Origin of the sequence: Wolbachia endosymbiont of Folsomia candida, assembly GCF_001931755.2 — a bacterium.
In the GTDB taxonomy this organism is placed as follows: domain Bacteria; phylum Pseudomonadota; class Alphaproteobacteria; order Rickettsiales; family Anaplasmataceae; genus Wolbachia.
In genome coordinates, this window is the sequence record NZ_CP015510.2 from 1,353,955 (window position 1) to 1,371,174 (window position 17,220).

Here is a 17,220-nt window from a genome sequence, read left to right on the forward strand (position 1 = left end):
TTTTTGAGGGAGTTAGGTATGAGAAGAAACACAGAAGATAAAACTTTAGAGAGAAATTACCAAAGTAAATGGAGATTTTTGATCAAAGAATATGAGCAAACAAAGGCAAAAAAGCATCCATTTTATAGATTTGTAGGCGATTTTTATCACGCTAATGGAATCAACAGACAAACATTCTGTAAATATTATAATAGGTATAGAAATAGCGGATTAGAAAAAGAGTTTTTACCAAGAAAAAGAGGTCCAAGATGGGAAAGTAGAAGAACAGATATTGAAATAGAAAAAGCAGTTATAGAGGAGCGGAAAAAAGGGATAAATAAATATGAAATTTGTGCTATACTAGCAAAAAAGTTGGGCAACAAAACACCTTCTCCATCTGGTATATATAATATTATTAAGAGAGCCGGCATGAATAAGTTGAGCACAAAAGAAAAAGAGGTGAAGAGAAAGATAATCAGGGAAAAAGCTGGAGAATTGGCACATATAGACTGTCATTATTTGAGTAAAGATATGATAATAAATGAGAGCAAAAGATACTATTTAGTGTGTGTAATAGACGATGCAAGCCGTATAGCATGGGCAGAAGTTTTAGAAAATATTCAGAGTCTGAATGTAATGTTTGCAGTGCTCAGATGTTTTAATTATATAAAGCAAAGTTACAGTATTCAGTTCAAAGAAGTAATGACAGACAATGGACCAGAGTTTGCATCAAGAAGTAATTTGGATGGACATCCATTTGAAAGAATGTTAGTTGAAATTGGCTTAAAGCATTTATATACAAGGCCATATAGACCACAAACAAATGGAAAAGTAGAGCGCTTTTGGCGGACTTTAAATGATGATTTGATTGAGGGAACAACGTTTGAGACCGTTCAAGAATTTAAGGATGAATTGTTTAGATATTTAATTTATTACAATGAACACAGGCCGCATCAAGCTCTTGGAGGTATTACTCCTTTGAGCTTTTTGCAAAATTTGTCAATGAATTAGTTGACCTTTACAGGGATGACAAGAAAGAAAGCACTGGGATGACAAAAGGTTGGCCACTTGAATGAGAGGAGAAGTGTTACTTGCATGACACTGGAATGACAGGGAAGATGCTAAAATATATTGACTTTACATGCAATATTAGCTTTAACCCAATAAAATAGACTGTTCTCATATGCGTTTTTTCTGTTCTAACTCTGTGCTTTTTTTATCCTTATTTTGTTTTATATTTTTTTCATTGCCTTCGAAAACGAATAACACGCCAGTAGAAGAATTTATTCCTGTACCACAAAGGAAAAAGGAAGTAGCCCAGCACTTTGATGTGGAGCAAAGATATAAACCAAGACAAATTATTGAAGTGCAAGAAAAAAGTGAAAAAGTCATTCCTATGCCAAAGAGAAAAAATGGTGTTTATAACAAACCAAAAGATATTATAAAGCCTATGGAAATAAAAAATGAAGTAAGAAGCGAAGAAAACATAAAAGATAAAAAGGATGAATTAGTTGTAGCAGAAATTATTAATTCCATAAGGGATAAGCTTACGAAATGCTGGAGCATTCCTGAAGGCCTAGCTTACAAAGAAAATTTCAGTATAAAGATTAATTTGTTATTATCCAGTCAAGGCGAGATAGTTATGGCAGATGTAGCAGATAGTAGCTCTTATCGAAATAATCCGCTTTTCAGATCAATAGCAGATAGTGCAATGCGTGCAGTATATAAATGTAGCCCTATCACTAATCTACCTACTCAGCACCACCACATTTGGCGTGAAGTGACATTGGATTTTGTTTTAAATGGGTGAGGCGTTGTAACTGCAACATAAATATGTTTAGCTATTATGTCTTTGATTTTCCTGTTCCTGGAGGTCTTATAGCACCAGTACCCTTTAGGTCAGTTTCTGGTCCTTCTGTAGTTTTTGGCATTGTTGCTTCAATGTATGACGGTGGTGCAGCTTCTGTCGCTTTTTCAGCTCCTGGCTTTTCTGGTGCAGCTGTTTGTGCTTTTGCTTCAGCGTTTTGCTTCATTTTCTCCGCTCTGTCTTCTAATTCTTTCCATAATTTCCCTTCATCTGTCACTACTACGCATGAAAGTTTATTAAGTAATGAAAGAAATGGAGGGCCATCACGATCCAGTTTTCTCATAGCTTTTCCATGGAATTTTTGGCAATCTGATTTTAGAACATCAACTTTCCCTGCCCCACGTTCTACTCTTAGAAAGACATCGTTTCCCATTTTTTCTATTAGAGCGTTAATTATAAATGGGTTTGCTTTATACGTGTCTGCAAATATTTTTGCCTCATCTAAAACTCCATATGTGATTTGCTCAAAACCACGATAGATAATATTACCCTCACCATCTACATTTTTCATAAGTTTATCAATTTGAGTATCAGCCCAAAACTTTGCAGCGCTAGCAGCATCCCTAAAATGATGAACTGCTTCTTCACTAAATTCTATAGCTGCTCTCTCTACATTCTCTATAAGTCTGAATAGTAGAATAGATGAATAATAAACTGCCAAAAGTATAGCAATAATAGGGGAAGCCATGATGGCAGCGGCAATTATAACATTCTTCTCCTCTCTAGGGAGTGTTTTGAAGTGATCACCAAATCTATCTAGCATGGTTTTATTTATATCATATTCAACCGGCGTTCCCTTTATTTCTGCATAACTCTGCACTGCCTTTAATGCTTCCTTTATGGTGTCTGCGTTAATATCCCCTATTTTTTGCCCCTTTATTCTGTCTATGATTTCTTCTTTTATTTTTTCTAAATTGTCGCTCTGTTTTAAACCTCCTAGATTAATTTTGTATGCACTAGCTTGAATTTCGTCAATTTTTGTTAATAGAACTTGAGTGGATTCCCTTTTTTCCTGTGGTAAAAATATTGTGATGGCTGCTAGTACCTCTCTAAGATATTCTCTAAGTTTATTATTTTCTTTTTTCTTATCGCTCATTCTTTTTAATGCTTCTTCTAATTTTTCTTCTAGCTTAAAAATACCCTTAGGTTGCCCATCAGGTTGCCCATCAGGTTGCCCATCATTTTTATAACCAATAATCTGTATTAATTCTTCTTTCATTTCTTCCAAATCTTCAACTGTTAGATCAATATCTTTTAAATTCACTTGATCTATACTCTTATTAATTGAATGCGTTATGTCGTTATTAATTTCTTCATCTTTGTTAGCCTCAAGTATTGCAATGTTTGCTTCAGATACAATCTCCAGCAGCTTCTTTCTGAAATTTTCTTCTTCACTAAGGGCCATATTTTACTCCATTAATTCTAAATATGCTTAATTATATATGATAATTATTAAATATATCATAACTGATATAAAACATTTATATTTCTTGTTCAGCTCACTTTTACAGAATACTGATTATCTTTAAACAGCAACCTGACATTTTTCATCCCCTGGCTACGGAGCTTTGATGCTGTCAATTTAGCGGCATGCGCATTTTTAAAAGATGCAATATACCCTTTACTTTCTGTGGTGGTTTTTTTAGGGTGGCGCTCTTGTATTGCTCTTTCATACTGTTTTTTATAATGCGGATTTTTTTTAACTAACTGTTCCGACTTTTTTTTCAAGTATTTTATTTTTACTCTTGTGAGTCCTTCTTCATGAAAATCCAAAATTCTTGCTGCTTCTTCTGATAGGTCTATTATTCTATCCTGAAAAAATGGTCCTCTATCGTTAACCCTTACAACAAGTTTTTTTCCGTTTTTTAGATTGGTTACAAGTACGAAACAAGGTAACGGCAATGTTTTGTGTGCCGCACTTACTGAGTGGCGATCAAAAATTTCACCATTTGCTGTAGGTTTGTCATGATCTTCTATCCCATACCACGATGCTATACCTACCTCTTCATAGCTGCCATAATTTTTCGGATGATAAGTTATACCATAGACTTTATAACTGCTACCAATTTTATAATGACCTGCTTTATGGTGACTTTTATTGTGAAAAGTGCATCCACTCATTAAAGCGAACATTAGGCATAAAAATACTAACTTTCCTGTCATTTTTTAGGTAAAAAGATTCATTATTATAGGACTTTAGAGTATAATAAACTCAGTAATAAAGTAAATTCGTAAAGATGAGCAACACTGAAATAATTCACATTATTGGCATAGGTGGAATCGGAATGAGCGCTATTGCTGAAATCCTTCACCATTCTAACTATAAAGTGCAAGGTAGTGATGCACATTCAAATAATAACACAAATAGGTTAAAAAAGCTTGGGATAGAAGTGTATATTGGTCACAGTGCTCAGAATATTAACCAAGCTCAAATAGTTGTATATTCCTCTGCAATAAAATCTGATAATGTGGAATTAGTTGCAGCAAAAAATAACAATAAAACCATTTTGCACAGATCAGACATCCTTGCTAAGCTTTTAAAAAATAAATATGTAATAGCAGTATCAGGTTCAAGTGGAAAGACAACAACAACGGCAATGATTGCTTCCATTTTTGATTATTCTAATAGACCACCTTCTGTTACCCAAGCACTTGATAATGAGGTTCAGAAAAAGGATTTAGATTCCAGTGTCACGCACTGGAATGACACAAATGTGGGAATCGATGCAACTGTCATTGTGGGAGGAATACTAAATTCATATCAGAGCAATGCAAAAGTCGGAAAGGGTAACATTTTTTTAATTGAAGCTGATGAGTCAGATGGAACTATGCTAAAAATTCCTGCAAACATCGCTGTAATAACAAGCATTAACGATGATCATATTGACCATTATGGCACGTTTGATGATATCAAGGAAGCATTTTCTCAATTTATAAATAAAGCAGACTTCGCAGTTCTGCCGGGCTCTGTAGATATTAACTATGATGAAAATAATGCTATGACATTTGGGTTTGAGGGCAGCAACAATCCTCACTCTGTCATCCAAGTAGCTGACACTGGGATCCAGGAAAAAGATAAAGATATGGATTCCAGTGTCAGCTACTCAAATGACACCAAAACAAGTAACATTAGAGCTATTAACATTACACAACATACCAATAGCATAGAATTTGACGTGTTGATTGATAATTGCAGTATGAATGAATGTCGAAATGACTGGATCCCAGTGTCAGCTACTCAGATGACAGGAAAGGAACGCTCTCAGGTGTCATCCCAATGCGTGACACTGGGATCTGAAAGTACACAAATTGATTCTTCATCTCTGTCATCCCACTTCTCTCTGTCATCCCAGTGCGTGACACTAGGACCTGAAAGTACACAAACTGATTCTTCCTCTCTGTCATCCCACTTCTCCCTGTCATCCCAGTGCGTGACACTGGGATCCAGAATTATAAAAGATGTAATATTGTCCAATGCAATAGGACTGCATAAAGTAGGTAATGCTTTAGCTGCAATATCAGTTGCAGTAAAACTAGGAATCAGTGAAGAAGATATCAAAAAAGGTCTTTTTGAATTCAAAGGAGTAGCAAGAAGGTTTTCTTTAATTGCCAATGTTAAAGGTGTAAAGTTAATTGAGGATTATGCACATCATCCAAATGAAATACAGGCAACTCTCACTGCCGCACATTCAATTACTAAAGGGAAAATCATCGGAATTATCGAGCCACTTCGCTTTGCCCGCATTCGTAATTTTTTTGATGAATTTATACGAATTTTCATGATGTTTGATCATTTAATTCTTACCACAGTTCACCCACCAGAAGATAAATTTATTCCAGGTTATGGTATTGATGATATACAAAAAGCTTTAATAAGTAATGGCTTTGATAATGTAAAAATTATGAATGATTCTTCAGTCATTTCACGTTTTATTGATGATTTTACAAATTCCGGTGACGTAGTATTATTTATTGGAACTGGTGGTAACATAGCTAAATTAGCAAAAGAAACTGCGGAGCTCACAACACAAACTATGGAAACGTCTAGTTAAGCGTAACCCTTCAAGGTATAAGAAAGTAGTTTACAAATCATGGCTACCAATATTCTACGTTCTGAAGATATGATGTGGAAGTTTGCGCAAAGTCCTGATTCCTGCTTAGTTGGAAAATATTCCGTGAAAGGATACTGGTGGGACTAGTGCGATTCGAACGCACGGCCTTCGGATTAGGAATCCAACGCTCTATCCTGCTGAGCTATAGTCCCATATTTTCTATTCTATTATTCAATAGTAGCAAAAAAACTTCCATTTTTCTATTTTATAATTAGATGTATAATACCCAGGTGAGCTAGTGTTAAAGCTACCTTCTTTCAAACAATTTCTCAATATCGCTCAATTTCATTTCTATATAAGTTGGTCTTCCATGGTTACATTGCCCAGAATATGGTGTTTCCTCCATTTGCTTAAGTAGCGCATTCATTTCTTCTAATCGCATTTTTCTGCCTGCCCTGATCGATCCATGACATGAAATAGTTGCCAATATTTTGTTTATTTTATCTTCTACAGGTAATGTGTCTTCTATCTCGAGTAACCTATCCACTATGTCCAGTATTATCTCTTTTACATCTATTGTTCCAAGAATTGCAGGAATTTCTTTAACTATCAGTGCACTTTCTGACTTAATCTCAATATCAAAACCCATGTCAAAAAGTTTGTCTTTATAAATTTCTATCATCTCCATACCAGCCTGGTTTTTGATTTCAACTACTTCAGGAATAAGCAGTTTTTGCCTAGCAATGTTTGATTTTTGTTTTAAACGTTCATACACCAACCTCTCATGCGCTGCATGCTGGTCAACTATAATTAATTTATCTCTTACTTCTGCAATAATATAGGTATCAAAGACTTGACAGCGTGCAAATCCAAGTGGGTGATCCTTTATCAATTTGACTTGCTCTGATGTCTCTTTTTCTAACACCAATTGTGCTGAAGATTCCTGCATAAAGGAATAGTCATAGGGTTTTAACTGTTCTGATAAATTTTGTGCTTTTGCATTCGGAGAGGCAAATTCTTTCATTAATTGATTTTCAAAAGAGCTTGGTCTTTTTTCATAAAATTCCTTTTTAATACTGGGCTCATCAAAAGAATCTAGCATTGTATCCTTATCTGTTATCTGAGAGTCATATGTTGGAATTACATCAAGGTGGGCTGCACCTATTCTAGCTGATAATGCCTTAATCAGTCCCCTTCTTACTATTTCGTATATAAGCTTCTTATTCTGAAATCTTACTTCTGATTTATTTGGATGTACGTTTACATCTACTTGATCATGAGGTATTTTGAGGTGCAACGCTGCAAAAGGGTACCTGCCATTTGGAATGAAATCGTGATATGCATATCTAATTGCGCCAATTAGTAAGTTATCCTTGATCGGCCTATTGTTAACAAATGTATATATCATAGTGGATTTACCACGATTGACAGTTGGTTTGCAGATATGTCCAATAAGCTTAATACCATCTTCTTCTTCACAAATCTCTAAAGAATTGCCATGAAATTCCTCTTCTATTTCACAGAGCCTATTAAATAACGAAACCTGCTTAGCATATCTTAAGAGTTTTTTATTACCTGAAGTTAGAGTAAATCCTATGTGAGGATTGATCATTGCTAAGTTGTTTATTATGTCAACAATGCTTTGGGTTTCTGCTCTTTCAGTTTTTAGAAATTTTAGCCTATTTGGAGTAGCAAAAAATAAATCTCTCACTTCAATCTGTGTGCCTTGCGACAAAGAACAAGGAGTTATTTCCCCTATTTTTTCTCCACCCTCATAGCTGATAGACCACACTTCATCTGCTCCGCTTGCTTTGGACGACAATTTCATTCTACTTACTGCAGCAATTGAAGGTAAAGCCTCTCCTCTAAATCCAAGGTACTTTATCTCTATTAATTCATTGTCACTTAATTTTGAAGTAGCGTGGCGCATAAATGCAAGTTCTAAATCACCCTTCCCTATTCCGTTACCATCGTCTATTATTGTAATAAGGTTACGCCCACCGCTCTCTATTTTGATTTCTATTTCTGTGCTTTTTGCATCAATGGCATTTTCTACTAATTCCTTTACTACACTTGCTGGTCTTTCTACTACTTCCCCCGCTGCTATGCGGTTTATAGTTTTTGTATCCAGAAGAATAATTGTCATAATAAAGTTGGTTTTTCTTTTACTGCTTCAGTCTGATTTTCTCTCCAGGCTTTTAATCTGCCTGCAATTTCACTACTGGAAATTGACAATATAGATGCAGCAGTAATTGCAGCATTGTATGCTCCACTTTCTCCTATAGACATGGTTGCAACAGGAACACCCTTTGGCATTTGAACTATAGATAATAGACTATCCAAACCATTTAATTGTTTACTATGCACAGGAACGCCTATAACAGGCAAACAAGTGAGTGACGCAACCATACCAGGTAAATGGGCTGCTCCTCCTGCACCAGCTATTATAACCTTAAAACCTTTTTCTTGCGCAGATTTAGCAAATTGAAAAAGTCTTTCCGGGGTTCTGTGTGCAGATATTATAAACATATCATGCGAAATTTCTAATGCCTTCAACATATGAGTAGTATGAACCATAGTGTTATAATCTGATTCACTGCCCATAATCACAGCAACATCTTTTTTTTCCATCGTATTCAACATAGCTTTACTTACTAAATAAAAATAGTGTTTCAGCGAAAAAGCAACAAGTATTTGCTCTACATTTCAAATATGATATATAAAATAAAATTATTCTTGCTGAAATAGAAATTTTAAAAACTTAAATAAACACCTCTATTAAGATATAGAGCTATTAATTTCTTATGTAAGATGAACTTTAAAAACGATTATCTTTATATTTTAAGTCTTGTAATTGCAACTTGTTCTTGCTATGAATGATTTTTTTAGATAAAATATAATTTAACATTACTAGAAAATTGATGAAAATGTCAACATATGACTGACCTAAAATTTTGAATGTGAATGTCGTATGATTTAACAACGGGTTAGACGGCATTAATGTTTTAGTATGTTAAATATTATATTTAAGATATTTAACAAAATTAATTGATATGTGAGTATATTGAGGAAAGATTATGGAAATAATATCGCTGAACAGCTTAGATAGTACAGAAATAAAAAGAAGATTGATTGATATAATAAATAGCTTTATAGAAAAGTATAATTGGACTCAGTCTCATGCAGCTGAAATACTAGGTATTGATCAGCCAAAGGTGTCGCAAATTAAAAATGGTAAAATCGATGGTTTTTCTCTAGAACGATTGTTGTCATTTCTAAAAAAGCTTGATCATGAAATAATAATCACGATGAAAGAAAGCGAATCGGCAAAATTTGAAGCAGAAAAATTTAAACACAAAGTCGAATCCGAATAGATACAGGATTGACACACTATTTTTTGTGATATAATATGAAATTTATTAAGGTATTATTTTATGGCTGAGTCTATTGTAGAGAAGTGTATAGAACAAGTTAGTAATCGTTTTAAATTATCTCTCTTGGCAAGTCAAAGGACACATGATTTGAATACTGGTGCGAGCAATCCAACTCAAGTAACTAGATTCAAAGGTCATAAAAATACCATAATTTCCTTGTATGAAATAGCAGAGAAACAGGTTGATGTTGAGGAATTGTTTGGCCTTTTGGTTGGTAGGTGCAAAGAATATATGAAAGGAAATACTAGTAACGTTTATAGCAGTGATGCAAGTAAGTTAGAAAAATTACTAAATTTTTCTAATGATCAATTTAATGTAGAACCTGATCAAGAAACCATTGACACTGAAGATGAAGAGATGGATGATGAAATCGATAGTGAAATAGACGATCAGGATGGCGATGAAGAGTAAATCAAGTTGTTGTTTAGAATATTGCTGAAGTTATGTAAATGATCAATATTACTATCTATATTCTATTGATTTGTATAAGTATAATGCTCTACCGTATAGTCTCTAATTCAAGTGATATATACAATAAAGTTGTAGCATTTAACAATTTTTCAACGCAAGTAGTCCTATTAATAACAGCAATTGCAATAACTCTAAACAGTTTCTTTTTAATTGATATAGCACTATTATACGCTAGTGTTAGCTTTATATCGACTATATCGCTAATGAGATTAATGTTGTCTTGATAATTTATGGTAGGATCTATTTTTATATTTTTAGGTATTTGCTTGATAGTTATTTCAAATATAGGGGTAATTAGGTTTCCCGATTTCTATACTAGATTACATGCAGCAGGTATTACAGATTCTAGCGGTGCAATGCTGTTATTAATTGGTTTTGCTTTGCAGAATGAATTTTCAGTAAATACTATCAAAATAATACTATTAATTCTTATAATATGGGTTGCTAATTCAACTAATAGTTATGTTTTAGCACGCACTTATTATAAAAGCAAGGACAACACTGATAAAAAAGGCTAAGATGTTGGAAATATTAAATGTAGCGCTGCTTTCTCTGTTGCTAGTAGTAACTGTTTTCATAGTCTTGTCAAGACACCTAGTTGTAAGCGCTGTTCTGATGTGTGCATTTAGTTCCCTTATTGCACTGATATATTTAATTATGAACGCACCAGATGTTGCAATTACTGAAGCTTCTGTTGGTGCAGGGCTCAGCACAGTATTTACATTTGCAGCTCTTTCTTTGATAAAAAATCATAAAGTAAATTTATCTCACAACTATATAACACTTTTTTTTATGTTGTTTTTATCTGTGTGTTTGTCTCATTTCATGATTCAATTACCAGATTTCGGTGATCATAATGCTCCAATTCACCTGCATGTTGCACCTTATTATGTGGAAAATACCGAAAAAATTGCTGGTATACCAAATATAGTAACTGCTGTTTTAGCAAGCTTTCGTGGTTATGATACATTTGGAGAAACTGTAGTGGTGTTTACTGCCGCACTTTGCATCACATTAATACTAAAAGAAGAAGAAAGCGCTGTTGCGGGTAGAAGTAGAGTTTCAAGGAAGTCTCATGATTAAGGATCCGGTGCTCAACGCAGTCACATTCCTAATGGTACCTTTTATCATTTTATTTGGTTTATATATACAATTCCATGGTGACTATACTCCAGGTGGTGGGTTTCAGGCAGGAATAATTATTGCTTCGGGAATAATATTATATTCAATGCTATTTGGTGTATCTGCCACTCTAAAAGCAATACCTTATTCTGTAATCAAGGTTACTAACGTGCTTGGTATTTTAATTTATGGCGGAACGGGTGTTGCAACAATTTTGCTTGGCCAGAATTTTTTATCTTATGATATATTGTCATCTAGTAATAGTGCTGGTCAAAAATTAGGCATTTTTTTAGTAGAATTGGGTGTAGCATTTACTGTTTGCTCTTCCATGTTAATTATATATATAGATTTTGCTCGTAGAAAAAAGTAATGACTTTATTTAATTATATAACTATTATTATATTAATGGTGCTAGGCTTGTATATTATCATAAATGACAAAAATTTGATCAAAAAAATGATAGGGGTAAGTATTTTTCAAGCATCTGTTTTGTTATTCTACATATCTTTGGGTTACATAAAAAGTTCCTTGCCTCCAATAGTGGTTCCTAATTTTTATTTATATAGCAACCCTATACCGCATGTTTTAATGCTTACTGCCATAGTAGTTGGAATTGCAACATTTTCAGTTGGGCTTTCTATAGCAGTAAAAATAGAGGAGAAATATGGTGCAATTGATGAAACCACTGTGGATCATCAAGATAAGCGTATGTGAATTAACAATATATTAAATTATATGAAGTAACAAATAGACACAACAAATTATAGGCTTGCTTATTGTGGATTTATTTGTTAATAAGAAATAAAATTTTAAACTATAAAGGTAATAATGTCAACTGTTAATGAAACGCAAGATGAGAAAAAAATTATTAAAGACCTTGTAACAAAAAGTATAAAAAAAGGAGGGTTTATCACTTTTGATGATATAAATGATACATTATCAGACGAAAATTTTTCATCTGACTTTATAGATAATACTATATCTTTATTACAAGATTCTGGAGTCAATATACTTGAAAGTAGTGATGAGGAAGAAGAAGATGTTAGTACCGCCAGTGATGATACTAAACTCGATGATGAGGAAACATCGTCAAACGCTATTACAACTTTAGTACAAAATGATGATCCAGTAAGAGTGTATTTACGGGACATGAGCACTGTAAAGCTCTTGTCAAGGGCAGATGAAATCAAGATAGCAAAAAAAATTGAATCCGAAAAGCACAACATGCTCCGTGCAATAATTGAAACGTCAATAACATTAAAAGTGATAAAAACATGGCGTGATGACCTGAGTAATGGAGCTCTTCTCCTTAGAGAGATTATAGACTTAGAGTCCATATATAATTCTGATTTTAATGTAAGCGTAGACGATGTACCTGAAGAGAGTAACAGCGATGATGAAGGATATGTTAGCGATGAAGAGAGCAGTGATGATGAAAGCAGCGAAGAAGATACTGCTACTAGCGAAAGCTCAGCAAATTTAAATGTTTCTATTCTTGAAATGGAAAGTGACTTATTGCCAAAAGTTATAGTTGCGCTAGATGAGATAATCACTTTAACAAATGAAGCATTAGCACTCAGGCAAAGTTCTAGAAATTCCTCTAAGGTGTTAGGATATGAAGATTTGTATAATCAAATATGGTCCATAGCGCTACAAATTAAATTAAGCGACACTGCTATTGCTAAGATTACGCAAGAACTTTACAGCACAAATAGAAGTATCATGCTTGAAGAAGTTAATCTTATTTCTGAGGCTAGAAAATACGATATCAATAGAGACGACTTCTACAAAGTGTATGATGATATGCTTTTAAAGCATGAGCTGAAAGAGATAAGCCTTTTAAAAACCAATGCGAGTCAATCTTATTTTACAGGTAAATTAAAAAATAAATTTGTAAAGCTTATAGATGATAATTTTAAGCATATCGCTAGTATCTTAAATAATATCAGGCAATATGCACAAGAAGATGATGTACAAGAGTTTAAGGAGCTAATTAAAAGAGTGCAGAAACATGAGCGAGAAGTTTCTGAAGCGAAGCAAGAGATGATTAAAGCTAATTTGAGATTAGTAGTTTCCATCGCGAAAAAATATTCAAACAGGGGACTAGCACTGCTTGATTTGATACAAGAGGGCAATATTGGTCTTATGAAGGCTGTAGACAAATTTGATTACAAGCGTGGATACAAATTTTCAACTTATGGAACTTGGTGGGTCAGGCAATCAATCACTAGGGCAATACCTGAACAATCTAAAGTAGTTAGAATACCAGTTCACATGGTAGAAATAATCAGCAAAATCAACAGGGCATTAAGAAAGATGACTCACGAAATGGGAAGAGAGCCCACTTTAGAAGAGTTGAGTTCCGAGCTTTTGATGCCGCTTGAAAGAATACGCAAAGTGATGAAAATAGCGAGAGATCCGGTAAGTCTTGAAGCCCCGACAGGAAAAGATGATAGTAGCACATTTGGTGATTGCATAGAAGATAAACGAGTATCCAAGCCAGAGGATGCTGCAATACTTGCTGACTTGCGTGGTATTACAACTAACGTTCTTGCAACTTTAACGCCAAAAGAAGAAAGAATTCTAAGAATGCGTTTTGGTCTTGGTAAGGATGGAAAGGAGCATACTTTGGAAGAAGTAGGAAGAATTTTTAACGTGACGCGTGAGAGAATTAGACAAATAGAAGCAAAGGCATTGCGTAAATTAAGACACCCAAGCCGTGCTAGAAAACTTAGAGGGTTCTTTTAAATTCCAATAAAAAACACTAAATCCTCTTTGATGGCAATTTCTCATCCATCATACTCTGGAACTGTGCAAAAGAGACGTAAGCTGATGATTTATTCTTATTATCTTAATAGTTATGTTATTATATCAAGATCAAAAGCTAAATTTATGTGGCACATAGTCTCGTTTTTTATATTATCGGTGGTTTTAGTGAGTTGTGGCCTACAAAAACCTGCACCTGTATTGCTTAAAGGCGAAGAATTTTATGGAAAAAGAGATCTGGAATACACAAGAGAATACCACTTAGTGAAAAAAGCTGTTGACCCTGCGCTTAAAAAAGAAAATAGAAAAGTCATCATAAGTAAGATATATAAAGATAGCAACAATACGAAAAACGTGGAAATCGACGAGGTAAATTGTAAGTTTGTAATGCCAGTTAAAGGTACAGCTACTTCTTCTGATGAGATGTGTAAGGATGGTGTAAAAATTGCTGCTCAAAATGGTACAAATGTAATTGCTTCTGCACCAGGTAAAGTTATATATGTAGGTAAAGGACTCAGGTGGTATGGAAATTTAATTATTGTGGAACACAAAGATAATTATACAACTGTCTACTCCTATTTAAAAAATATACATGTTGAAATCGGTGATAAAGTTACACAGGGCCAAGTAATTGGGTCTGCAGGTAAGTCAAGTACACAAGACAAAAATCCGCAGATATGCTTTACTATGCGGCATAATGGCCAAGCAATTGACCCGCTCTCCCATATGAACTGTAATTAAATTTGGATTTATATGAAATATGATTTTAAAAGCGTTGAAAAATTTTATCAAGATAAGTGGGATTTTTCTGTAAGCAAGGATAGCAAGCAAGAGAAATGCTATGTTCTGGAAATGTTTCCATATCCATCTGGTAAAATTCATATGGGGCACTTACGTAATTACGCAATAGGTGACGTGATAGCACGCTATAAGAGAGCTAATGGATTTGACGTTTTGCACCCTATTGGCTGGGATGCATTTGGATTGCCAGCAGAAAATGCAGCAAGGGACAATAATGTGAACCCGAAAGATTGGACAGAAGAAAATATAGACAATATGCGTACTCAGTTAAAATCTATAGGCCTTTCTTATAACTGGGATCGTGAGCTCTCCACATGTGAGCCTCACTATTATAAACACGAGCAAAAATTCTTTTTAGACTTTTTAAAGCACGGACTCGCTTATAGAAAAGAGTCGTTGGTTAATTGGGATCCAGTAGATGAAACAGTGCTTGCAAATGAACAAGTTGTGGACGGAAAAGGATGGCGATCAGGTGCAATTGTTGAAAAGCGTAAGTTATCTCAATGGTTTTTAAAAATAACTGACTTTACTGAAGATCTACTCGAGTGCTTGCAAAGTTTAAAAAATTGGCCGGACAAAGTAAAGACAATGCAAGAACGCTGGATAGGAAAGTCTGAGGGAGCAACTATAGAGTTTGATGTGGTTGGCCTCAATAAAACATTGAAAGTCTTTACGACTTATCCTCACACTTTATTTGGTGCTTCTTTTTGTGCAGTGGCAGCAGGTCACCCTATTGTACAGGATATCAAACTTGCTGTCACCCTAGATGCTTCTGAAGCTGTCATCTCAGATGCTCCTGAAGTTGTCATCCCAGATGCTCTTAAAGTTTTGTCATCCCAGTGCTCTGACACTGGGATCCAGATTCCAGCGTCACGCGCTGGAATGACAATTGATGAACGCGCTGAAGTGACAATTGATGAAAAAATTGGAGTTTACACTGGTATAAACGTCAAACACCCATTTTTGGACAAAGAGTTGCCACTCTATATAGCAAACTTTGTGCTGATGGAATATGGAGAAGGTGCAATTTTTGGCTGCCCTGCACACGATCAACGTGATTTTGAATTTGCACAAAAGTATAATTTGCCAATTATTCCTGTGGTTTCTCCAGATAACTTAGGTGCCATTCAAGCAGCGGACACTGGAGTACAGGAACCCTATACTGGCAACGGAACAATGTTCAACTCTGAATTCTTAAATGGACTCACAGTTGATGAAGCAAAGGAAGTGATAATAAAAACACTTGAAGAAAAAGGCATTGGAAAAAAAACAATAAATTATCGTTTGCACGACTGGGGAGTTTCAAGGCAGCGCTATTGGGGGTGCCCTATACCTATCATATATTGCAAAGATTGTGGAACTGTTCCAGTACCAGAAAAAGATCTTCCTGTTGTGCTACCAACAGATGTGAAATTTGCAAGTGGCGGCAACCCACTTGATAAACACCCTACTTGGAAATTTGTGAATTGCCCACAATGCGAAAAGCCAGCAGAGCGTGAAACAGATACATTTGATACCTTTTTTGAGTCTTCTTGGTATTTTGCTGCATTTTGTAGTGAAAATAAATCTATCGATAAGAATGCGTGTAATCGTTTTATGCCTGTTGATTATTATATAGGTGGAATCGAGCATGCGATTTTACACTTACTTTATTCACGATTTTTCTGCAGAGCTTTAACAAAATGTGGCTATTTTGACATAAATGAACCTTTCTCCACTTTGATTACTCAAGGAATGGTTTGCCATGCAACTTATAAAGACGAGAATAATAAATGGTTATTTCCAGAAGAAGCCAAAGAATTGATAGAACAAGGCGCTAAAATCCAGGTAGGAAAAGTTGAGAAGATGAGTAAATCGAAGAAGAATACAGTCGATCCAAATTTTATCATAGAAAAGTATGGTGCTGATACTGCACGATTGTTTGTATTATCTGACACTCCTCCGGAAAAGGATATGGAATGGTCTGATGATGGTGTGGAAGGTTGCTCACGCTATATAAATAAATTATGGCGCATGGTTATGCAACTTAAGCCTATACAACTGCCTGTCATTCCAGCGTTAGCTACTCGAATGACACCAGACCAAGCAGAATACAGAAAAAAAATACATAAACTTTTGCATGGACTAACAGGCGATTTGGAAAGCTGCAGGCTAAACTGCGCAGTAGCAAAATTCCGCGAAATTACCAACTTAATAGCTGAAATAGATTTAAAAACTAGATCTCTTGCAGAATCTGTTTATGGTGAGAAATTTTTAGGAAAAGTGCAGATGAGCACCACAGAATACTCAAATGTATTTGAGGAGCGCAGACAAGCTTTGACGACAAAATTGCCTTCAGAAATTGAGTTATGCAAGAGATCTACTGGAAAATCTCTGATTGATGAATGTATATATATACTAATCAGAGTAATCGAACCATTTATACCGCATTTGGCTGAAAGTCTATGGCAAGAAATAGGAGGTGAAGGTATGCTTTATCTAGAGCCTTGGCCAAAAGCTGATGAATCATTACTAATTGACGATACTGTGACAATAGCGGTACAAGTTAATGGAAAATTGCGTAACACAATCGAAGTAGCAATTAACTTACCTCAAGAAGAATTGAAAAAAATGGCAATAGATTCTGTATCAAGCAAGATTGATCAAGATAAAATTCGTGCCGTGTATACTGTGCCAAATAAAATAGTAAACATTGTTATATAAAAAAATTTATTAGTAAATTTTCATA

General features: G+C 34.7%; 17 protein-coding genes, 1 tRNA gene and 1 pseudogene. 14 read left to right on the forward strand and 5 right to left on the reverse strand.

Features of this window, described 5'->3' with window-relative positions:
* The first annotated feature begins 3 nt into the window (after positions 1-3).
* Both ASM33_RS06190 and ASM33_RS06195 read left to right on the forward strand, forming a co-directional pair.
* Positions 4-990, forward strand: a complete 987-nt coding sequence (locus tag ASM33_RS06190) for an integrase core domain-containing protein (RefSeq protein ID WP_157956349.1) — start codon at positions 4-6, stop codon at positions 988-990.
* A 172-nt stretch (positions 991-1,162) separates the two neighbouring features.
* Positions 1,163-1,789, forward strand: coding sequence for a hypothetical protein (locus tag ASM33_RS06195; protein ID WP_410543245.1), 627 nt, complete (start codon positions 1,163-1,165; stop codon positions 1,787-1,789).
* A gap of 34 nt (positions 1,790-1,823) precedes the next feature.
* On the opposite strand, the gene ASM33_RS06200 is transcribed toward ASM33_RS06195, so the two are convergent.
* Both ASM33_RS06200 and ASM33_RS06205 read right to left on the reverse strand, forming a co-directional pair.
* Positions 1,824-3,251: a hypothetical protein gene (locus ASM33_RS06200; protein ID WP_110409924.1), complete on the reverse strand. Its 1,428-nt coding sequence runs from the start codon at positions 3,249-3,251 to the stop codon at positions 1,824-1,826.
* A gap of 89 nt (positions 3,252-3,340) precedes the next feature.
* Positions 3,341-4,009 (reverse strand): septal ring lytic transglycosylase RlpA family protein, encoded by a 669-nt coding sequence (locus tag ASM33_RS06205; protein ID WP_110409923.1) that lies wholly within the window; start codon positions 4,007-4,009, stop codon positions 3,341-3,343.
* Positions 4,010-4,083: 74 nt separating this feature from the next.
* On the opposite strand from ASM33_RS06205, the gene ASM33_RS08750 reads away from it, so the two are divergent.
* Positions 4,084-5,898 (forward strand): UDP-N-acetylmuramate--L-alanine ligase, encoded by a 1,815-nt coding sequence (locus ASM33_RS08750; protein ID WP_110409922.1) that lies wholly within the window; start codon positions 4,084-4,086, stop codon positions 5,896-5,898.
* A 135-nt stretch (positions 5,899-6,033) separates the two neighbouring features.
* On the opposite strand, the gene ASM33_RS06215 is transcribed toward ASM33_RS08750, so the two are convergent.
* From ASM33_RS06215 to purE, 3 genes are all read right to left on the reverse strand, one after another.
* Positions 6,034-6,110: transfer RNA gene (locus ASM33_RS06215), tRNA-Arg, on the reverse strand.
* 95 nt (positions 6,111-6,205) lie between these two features.
* Entirely contained in the window at positions 6,206-8,044 is a 1,839-nt protein-coding gene (gene mutL, locus ASM33_RS06220; RefSeq protein ID WP_110409921.1) for a DNA mismatch repair endonuclease MutL, read from the reverse strand.
* Positions 8,041-8,541 carry a 5-(carboxyamino)imidazole ribonucleotide mutase gene (gene purE, locus ASM33_RS06225; RefSeq protein WP_110409920.1) on the reverse strand — a complete coding sequence of 167 codons (501 nt, stop codon included), beginning with the start codon at positions 8,539-8,541 and terminating at the stop codon, positions 8,041-8,043. The genes mutL and purE overlap by 4 nt, the downstream gene beginning before the upstream one ends.
* 434 nt (positions 8,542-8,975) lie before the next feature.
* On the opposite strand from purE, the gene ASM33_RS06230 reads away from it, so the two are divergent.
* The 11 genes and pseudogenes from ASM33_RS06230 (at position 8,976) to ASM33_RS08905 (ending at position 17,195) form a co-directional block, all read left to right on the forward strand.
* Entirely contained in the window at positions 8,976-9,272 is a 297-nt protein-coding gene (locus ASM33_RS06230) for a helix-turn-helix domain-containing protein (RefSeq protein ID WP_110409919.1), read from the forward strand.
* Between the two features lie 60 nt (positions 9,273-9,332).
* Positions 9,333-9,743, forward strand: coding sequence for a DNA-directed RNA polymerase subunit omega (gene rpoZ, locus ASM33_RS06235; protein WP_110409918.1), 411 nt, complete (start codon positions 9,333-9,335; stop codon positions 9,741-9,743).
* Between the two features lie 83 nt (positions 9,744-9,826).
* On the forward strand, positions 9,827-10,027 hold the full coding sequence (locus tag ASM33_RS06240) for a monovalent cation/H+ antiporter complex subunit F (RefSeq protein ID WP_237342900.1): 201 nt from the start codon (positions 9,827-9,829) through the stop codon (positions 10,025-10,027).
* Positions 10,028-10,033: 6 nt separating this feature from the next.
* The gene (mnhG, locus tag ASM33_RS06245; RefSeq protein ID WP_110409916.1) at positions 10,034-10,321 is read left to right on the forward strand and encodes a monovalent cation/H(+) antiporter subunit G; all 288 of its coding nucleotides are present in this window, start codon (positions 10,034-10,036) and stop codon (positions 10,319-10,321) included.
* Position 10,322: 1 nt separating this feature from the next.
* On the forward strand, positions 10,323-10,886 hold the full coding sequence (locus ASM33_RS06250; protein ID WP_110409915.1) for a DUF4040 domain-containing protein: 564 nt from the start codon (positions 10,323-10,325) through the stop codon (positions 10,884-10,886).
* Positions 10,879-11,295 (forward strand): Na(+)/H(+) antiporter subunit B, encoded by a 417-nt coding sequence (locus ASM33_RS06255; RefSeq protein WP_110409914.1) that lies wholly within the window; start codon positions 10,879-10,881, stop codon positions 11,293-11,295. Before ASM33_RS06250 ends, ASM33_RS06255 begins: the two co-directional genes overlap by 8 nt.
* Entirely contained in the window at positions 11,295-11,639 is a 345-nt protein-coding gene (locus ASM33_RS06260) for a cation:proton antiporter subunit C (RefSeq protein ID WP_110409913.1), read from the forward strand. Before ASM33_RS06255 ends, ASM33_RS06260 begins: the two co-directional genes overlap by 1 nt.
* A 114-nt stretch (positions 11,640-11,753) precedes the next feature.
* Positions 11,754-13,673: an RNA polymerase sigma factor RpoD gene (gene rpoD, locus ASM33_RS06265; protein ID WP_110409912.1), complete on the forward strand. Its 1,920-nt coding sequence runs from the start codon at positions 11,754-11,756 to the stop codon at positions 13,671-13,673.
* Between the two features lie 144 nt (positions 13,674-13,817).
* Positions 13,818-14,432: a murein hydrolase activator EnvC family protein gene (locus ASM33_RS06270; RefSeq protein WP_110409911.1), complete on the forward strand. Its 615-nt coding sequence runs from the start codon at positions 13,818-13,820 to the stop codon at positions 14,430-14,432.
* A gap of 12 nt (positions 14,433-14,444) precedes the next feature.
* A pseudogene (locus ASM33_RS06275) lies at positions 14,445-16,706 on the forward strand (leucine--tRNA ligase); the annotation flags it as partial.
* A gap of 54 nt (positions 16,707-16,760) precedes the next feature.
* A complete protein-coding gene (locus ASM33_RS08905) occupies positions 16,761-17,195 on the forward strand; it encodes a class I tRNA ligase family protein (RefSeq protein ID WP_410543252.1) in 435 nt (144 codons plus the stop codon).
* Positions 17,196-17,220 lie beyond the last annotated feature (25 nt).

Coding starts and splice junctions, on each gene's coding strand:
- ASM33_RS06270 (WP_110409911.1), top strand. CDS start 13,818: ATGTGGCACATAGTCTCGTTTTTTATATTATCGGTGGTTTTAGTGAGT.
- ASM33_RS06205 (WP_110409923.1), bottom strand. CDS start 4,009: ATGACAGGAAAGTTAGTATTTTTATGCCTAATGTTCGCTTTAATGAGT.
- ASM33_RS06260 (WP_110409913.1), top strand. CDS start 11,295: ATGACTTTATTTAATTATATAACTATTATTATATTAATGGTGCTAGGC.
- rpoZ (WP_110409918.1), top strand. CDS start 9,333: ATGGCTGAGTCTATTGTAGAGAAGTGTATAGAACAAGTTAGTAATCGT.
- rpoD (WP_110409912.1), top strand. CDS start 11,754: ATGTCAACTGTTAATGAAACGCAAGATGAGAAAAAAATTATTAAAGAC.
- ASM33_RS06255 (WP_110409914.1), top strand. CDS start 10,879: ATGATTAAGGATCCGGTGCTCAACGCAGTCACATTCCTAATGGTACCT.
- ASM33_RS06240 (WP_237342900.1), top strand. CDS start 9,827: ATGCTCTACCGTATAGTCTCTAATTCAAGTGATATATACAATAAAGTT.
- ASM33_RS06230 (WP_110409919.1), top strand. CDS start 8,976: ATGGAAATAATATCGCTGAACAGCTTAGATAGTACAGAAATAAAAAGA.
- ASM33_RS08905 (WP_410543252.1), top strand. CDS start 16,761: ATGAGCACCACAGAATACTCAAATGTATTTGAGGAGCGCAGACAAGCT.
- ASM33_RS08750 (WP_110409922.1), top strand. CDS start 4,084: ATGAGCAACACTGAAATAATTCACATTATTGGCATAGGTGGAATCGGA.
- mutL (WP_110409921.1), bottom strand. CDS start 8,044: ATGACAATTATTCTTCTGGATACAAAAACTATAAACCGCATAGCAGCG.
- purE (WP_110409920.1), bottom strand. CDS start 8,541: ATGTTGAATACGATGGAAAAAAAAGATGTTGCTGTGATTATGGGCAGT.
- ASM33_RS06195 (WP_410543245.1), top strand. CDS start 1,163: ATGCGTTTTTTCTGTTCTAACTCTGTGCTTTTTTTATCCTTATTTTGT.
- ASM33_RS06250 (WP_110409915.1), top strand. CDS start 10,323: ATGTTGGAAATATTAAATGTAGCGCTGCTTTCTCTGTTGCTAGTAGTA.
- ASM33_RS06200 (WP_110409924.1), bottom strand. CDS start 3,251: ATGGCCCTTAGTGAAGAAGAAAATTTCAGAAAGAAGCTGCTGGAGATT.
- mnhG (WP_110409916.1), top strand. CDS start 10,034: ATGGTAGGATCTATTTTTATATTTTTAGGTATTTGCTTGATAGTTATT.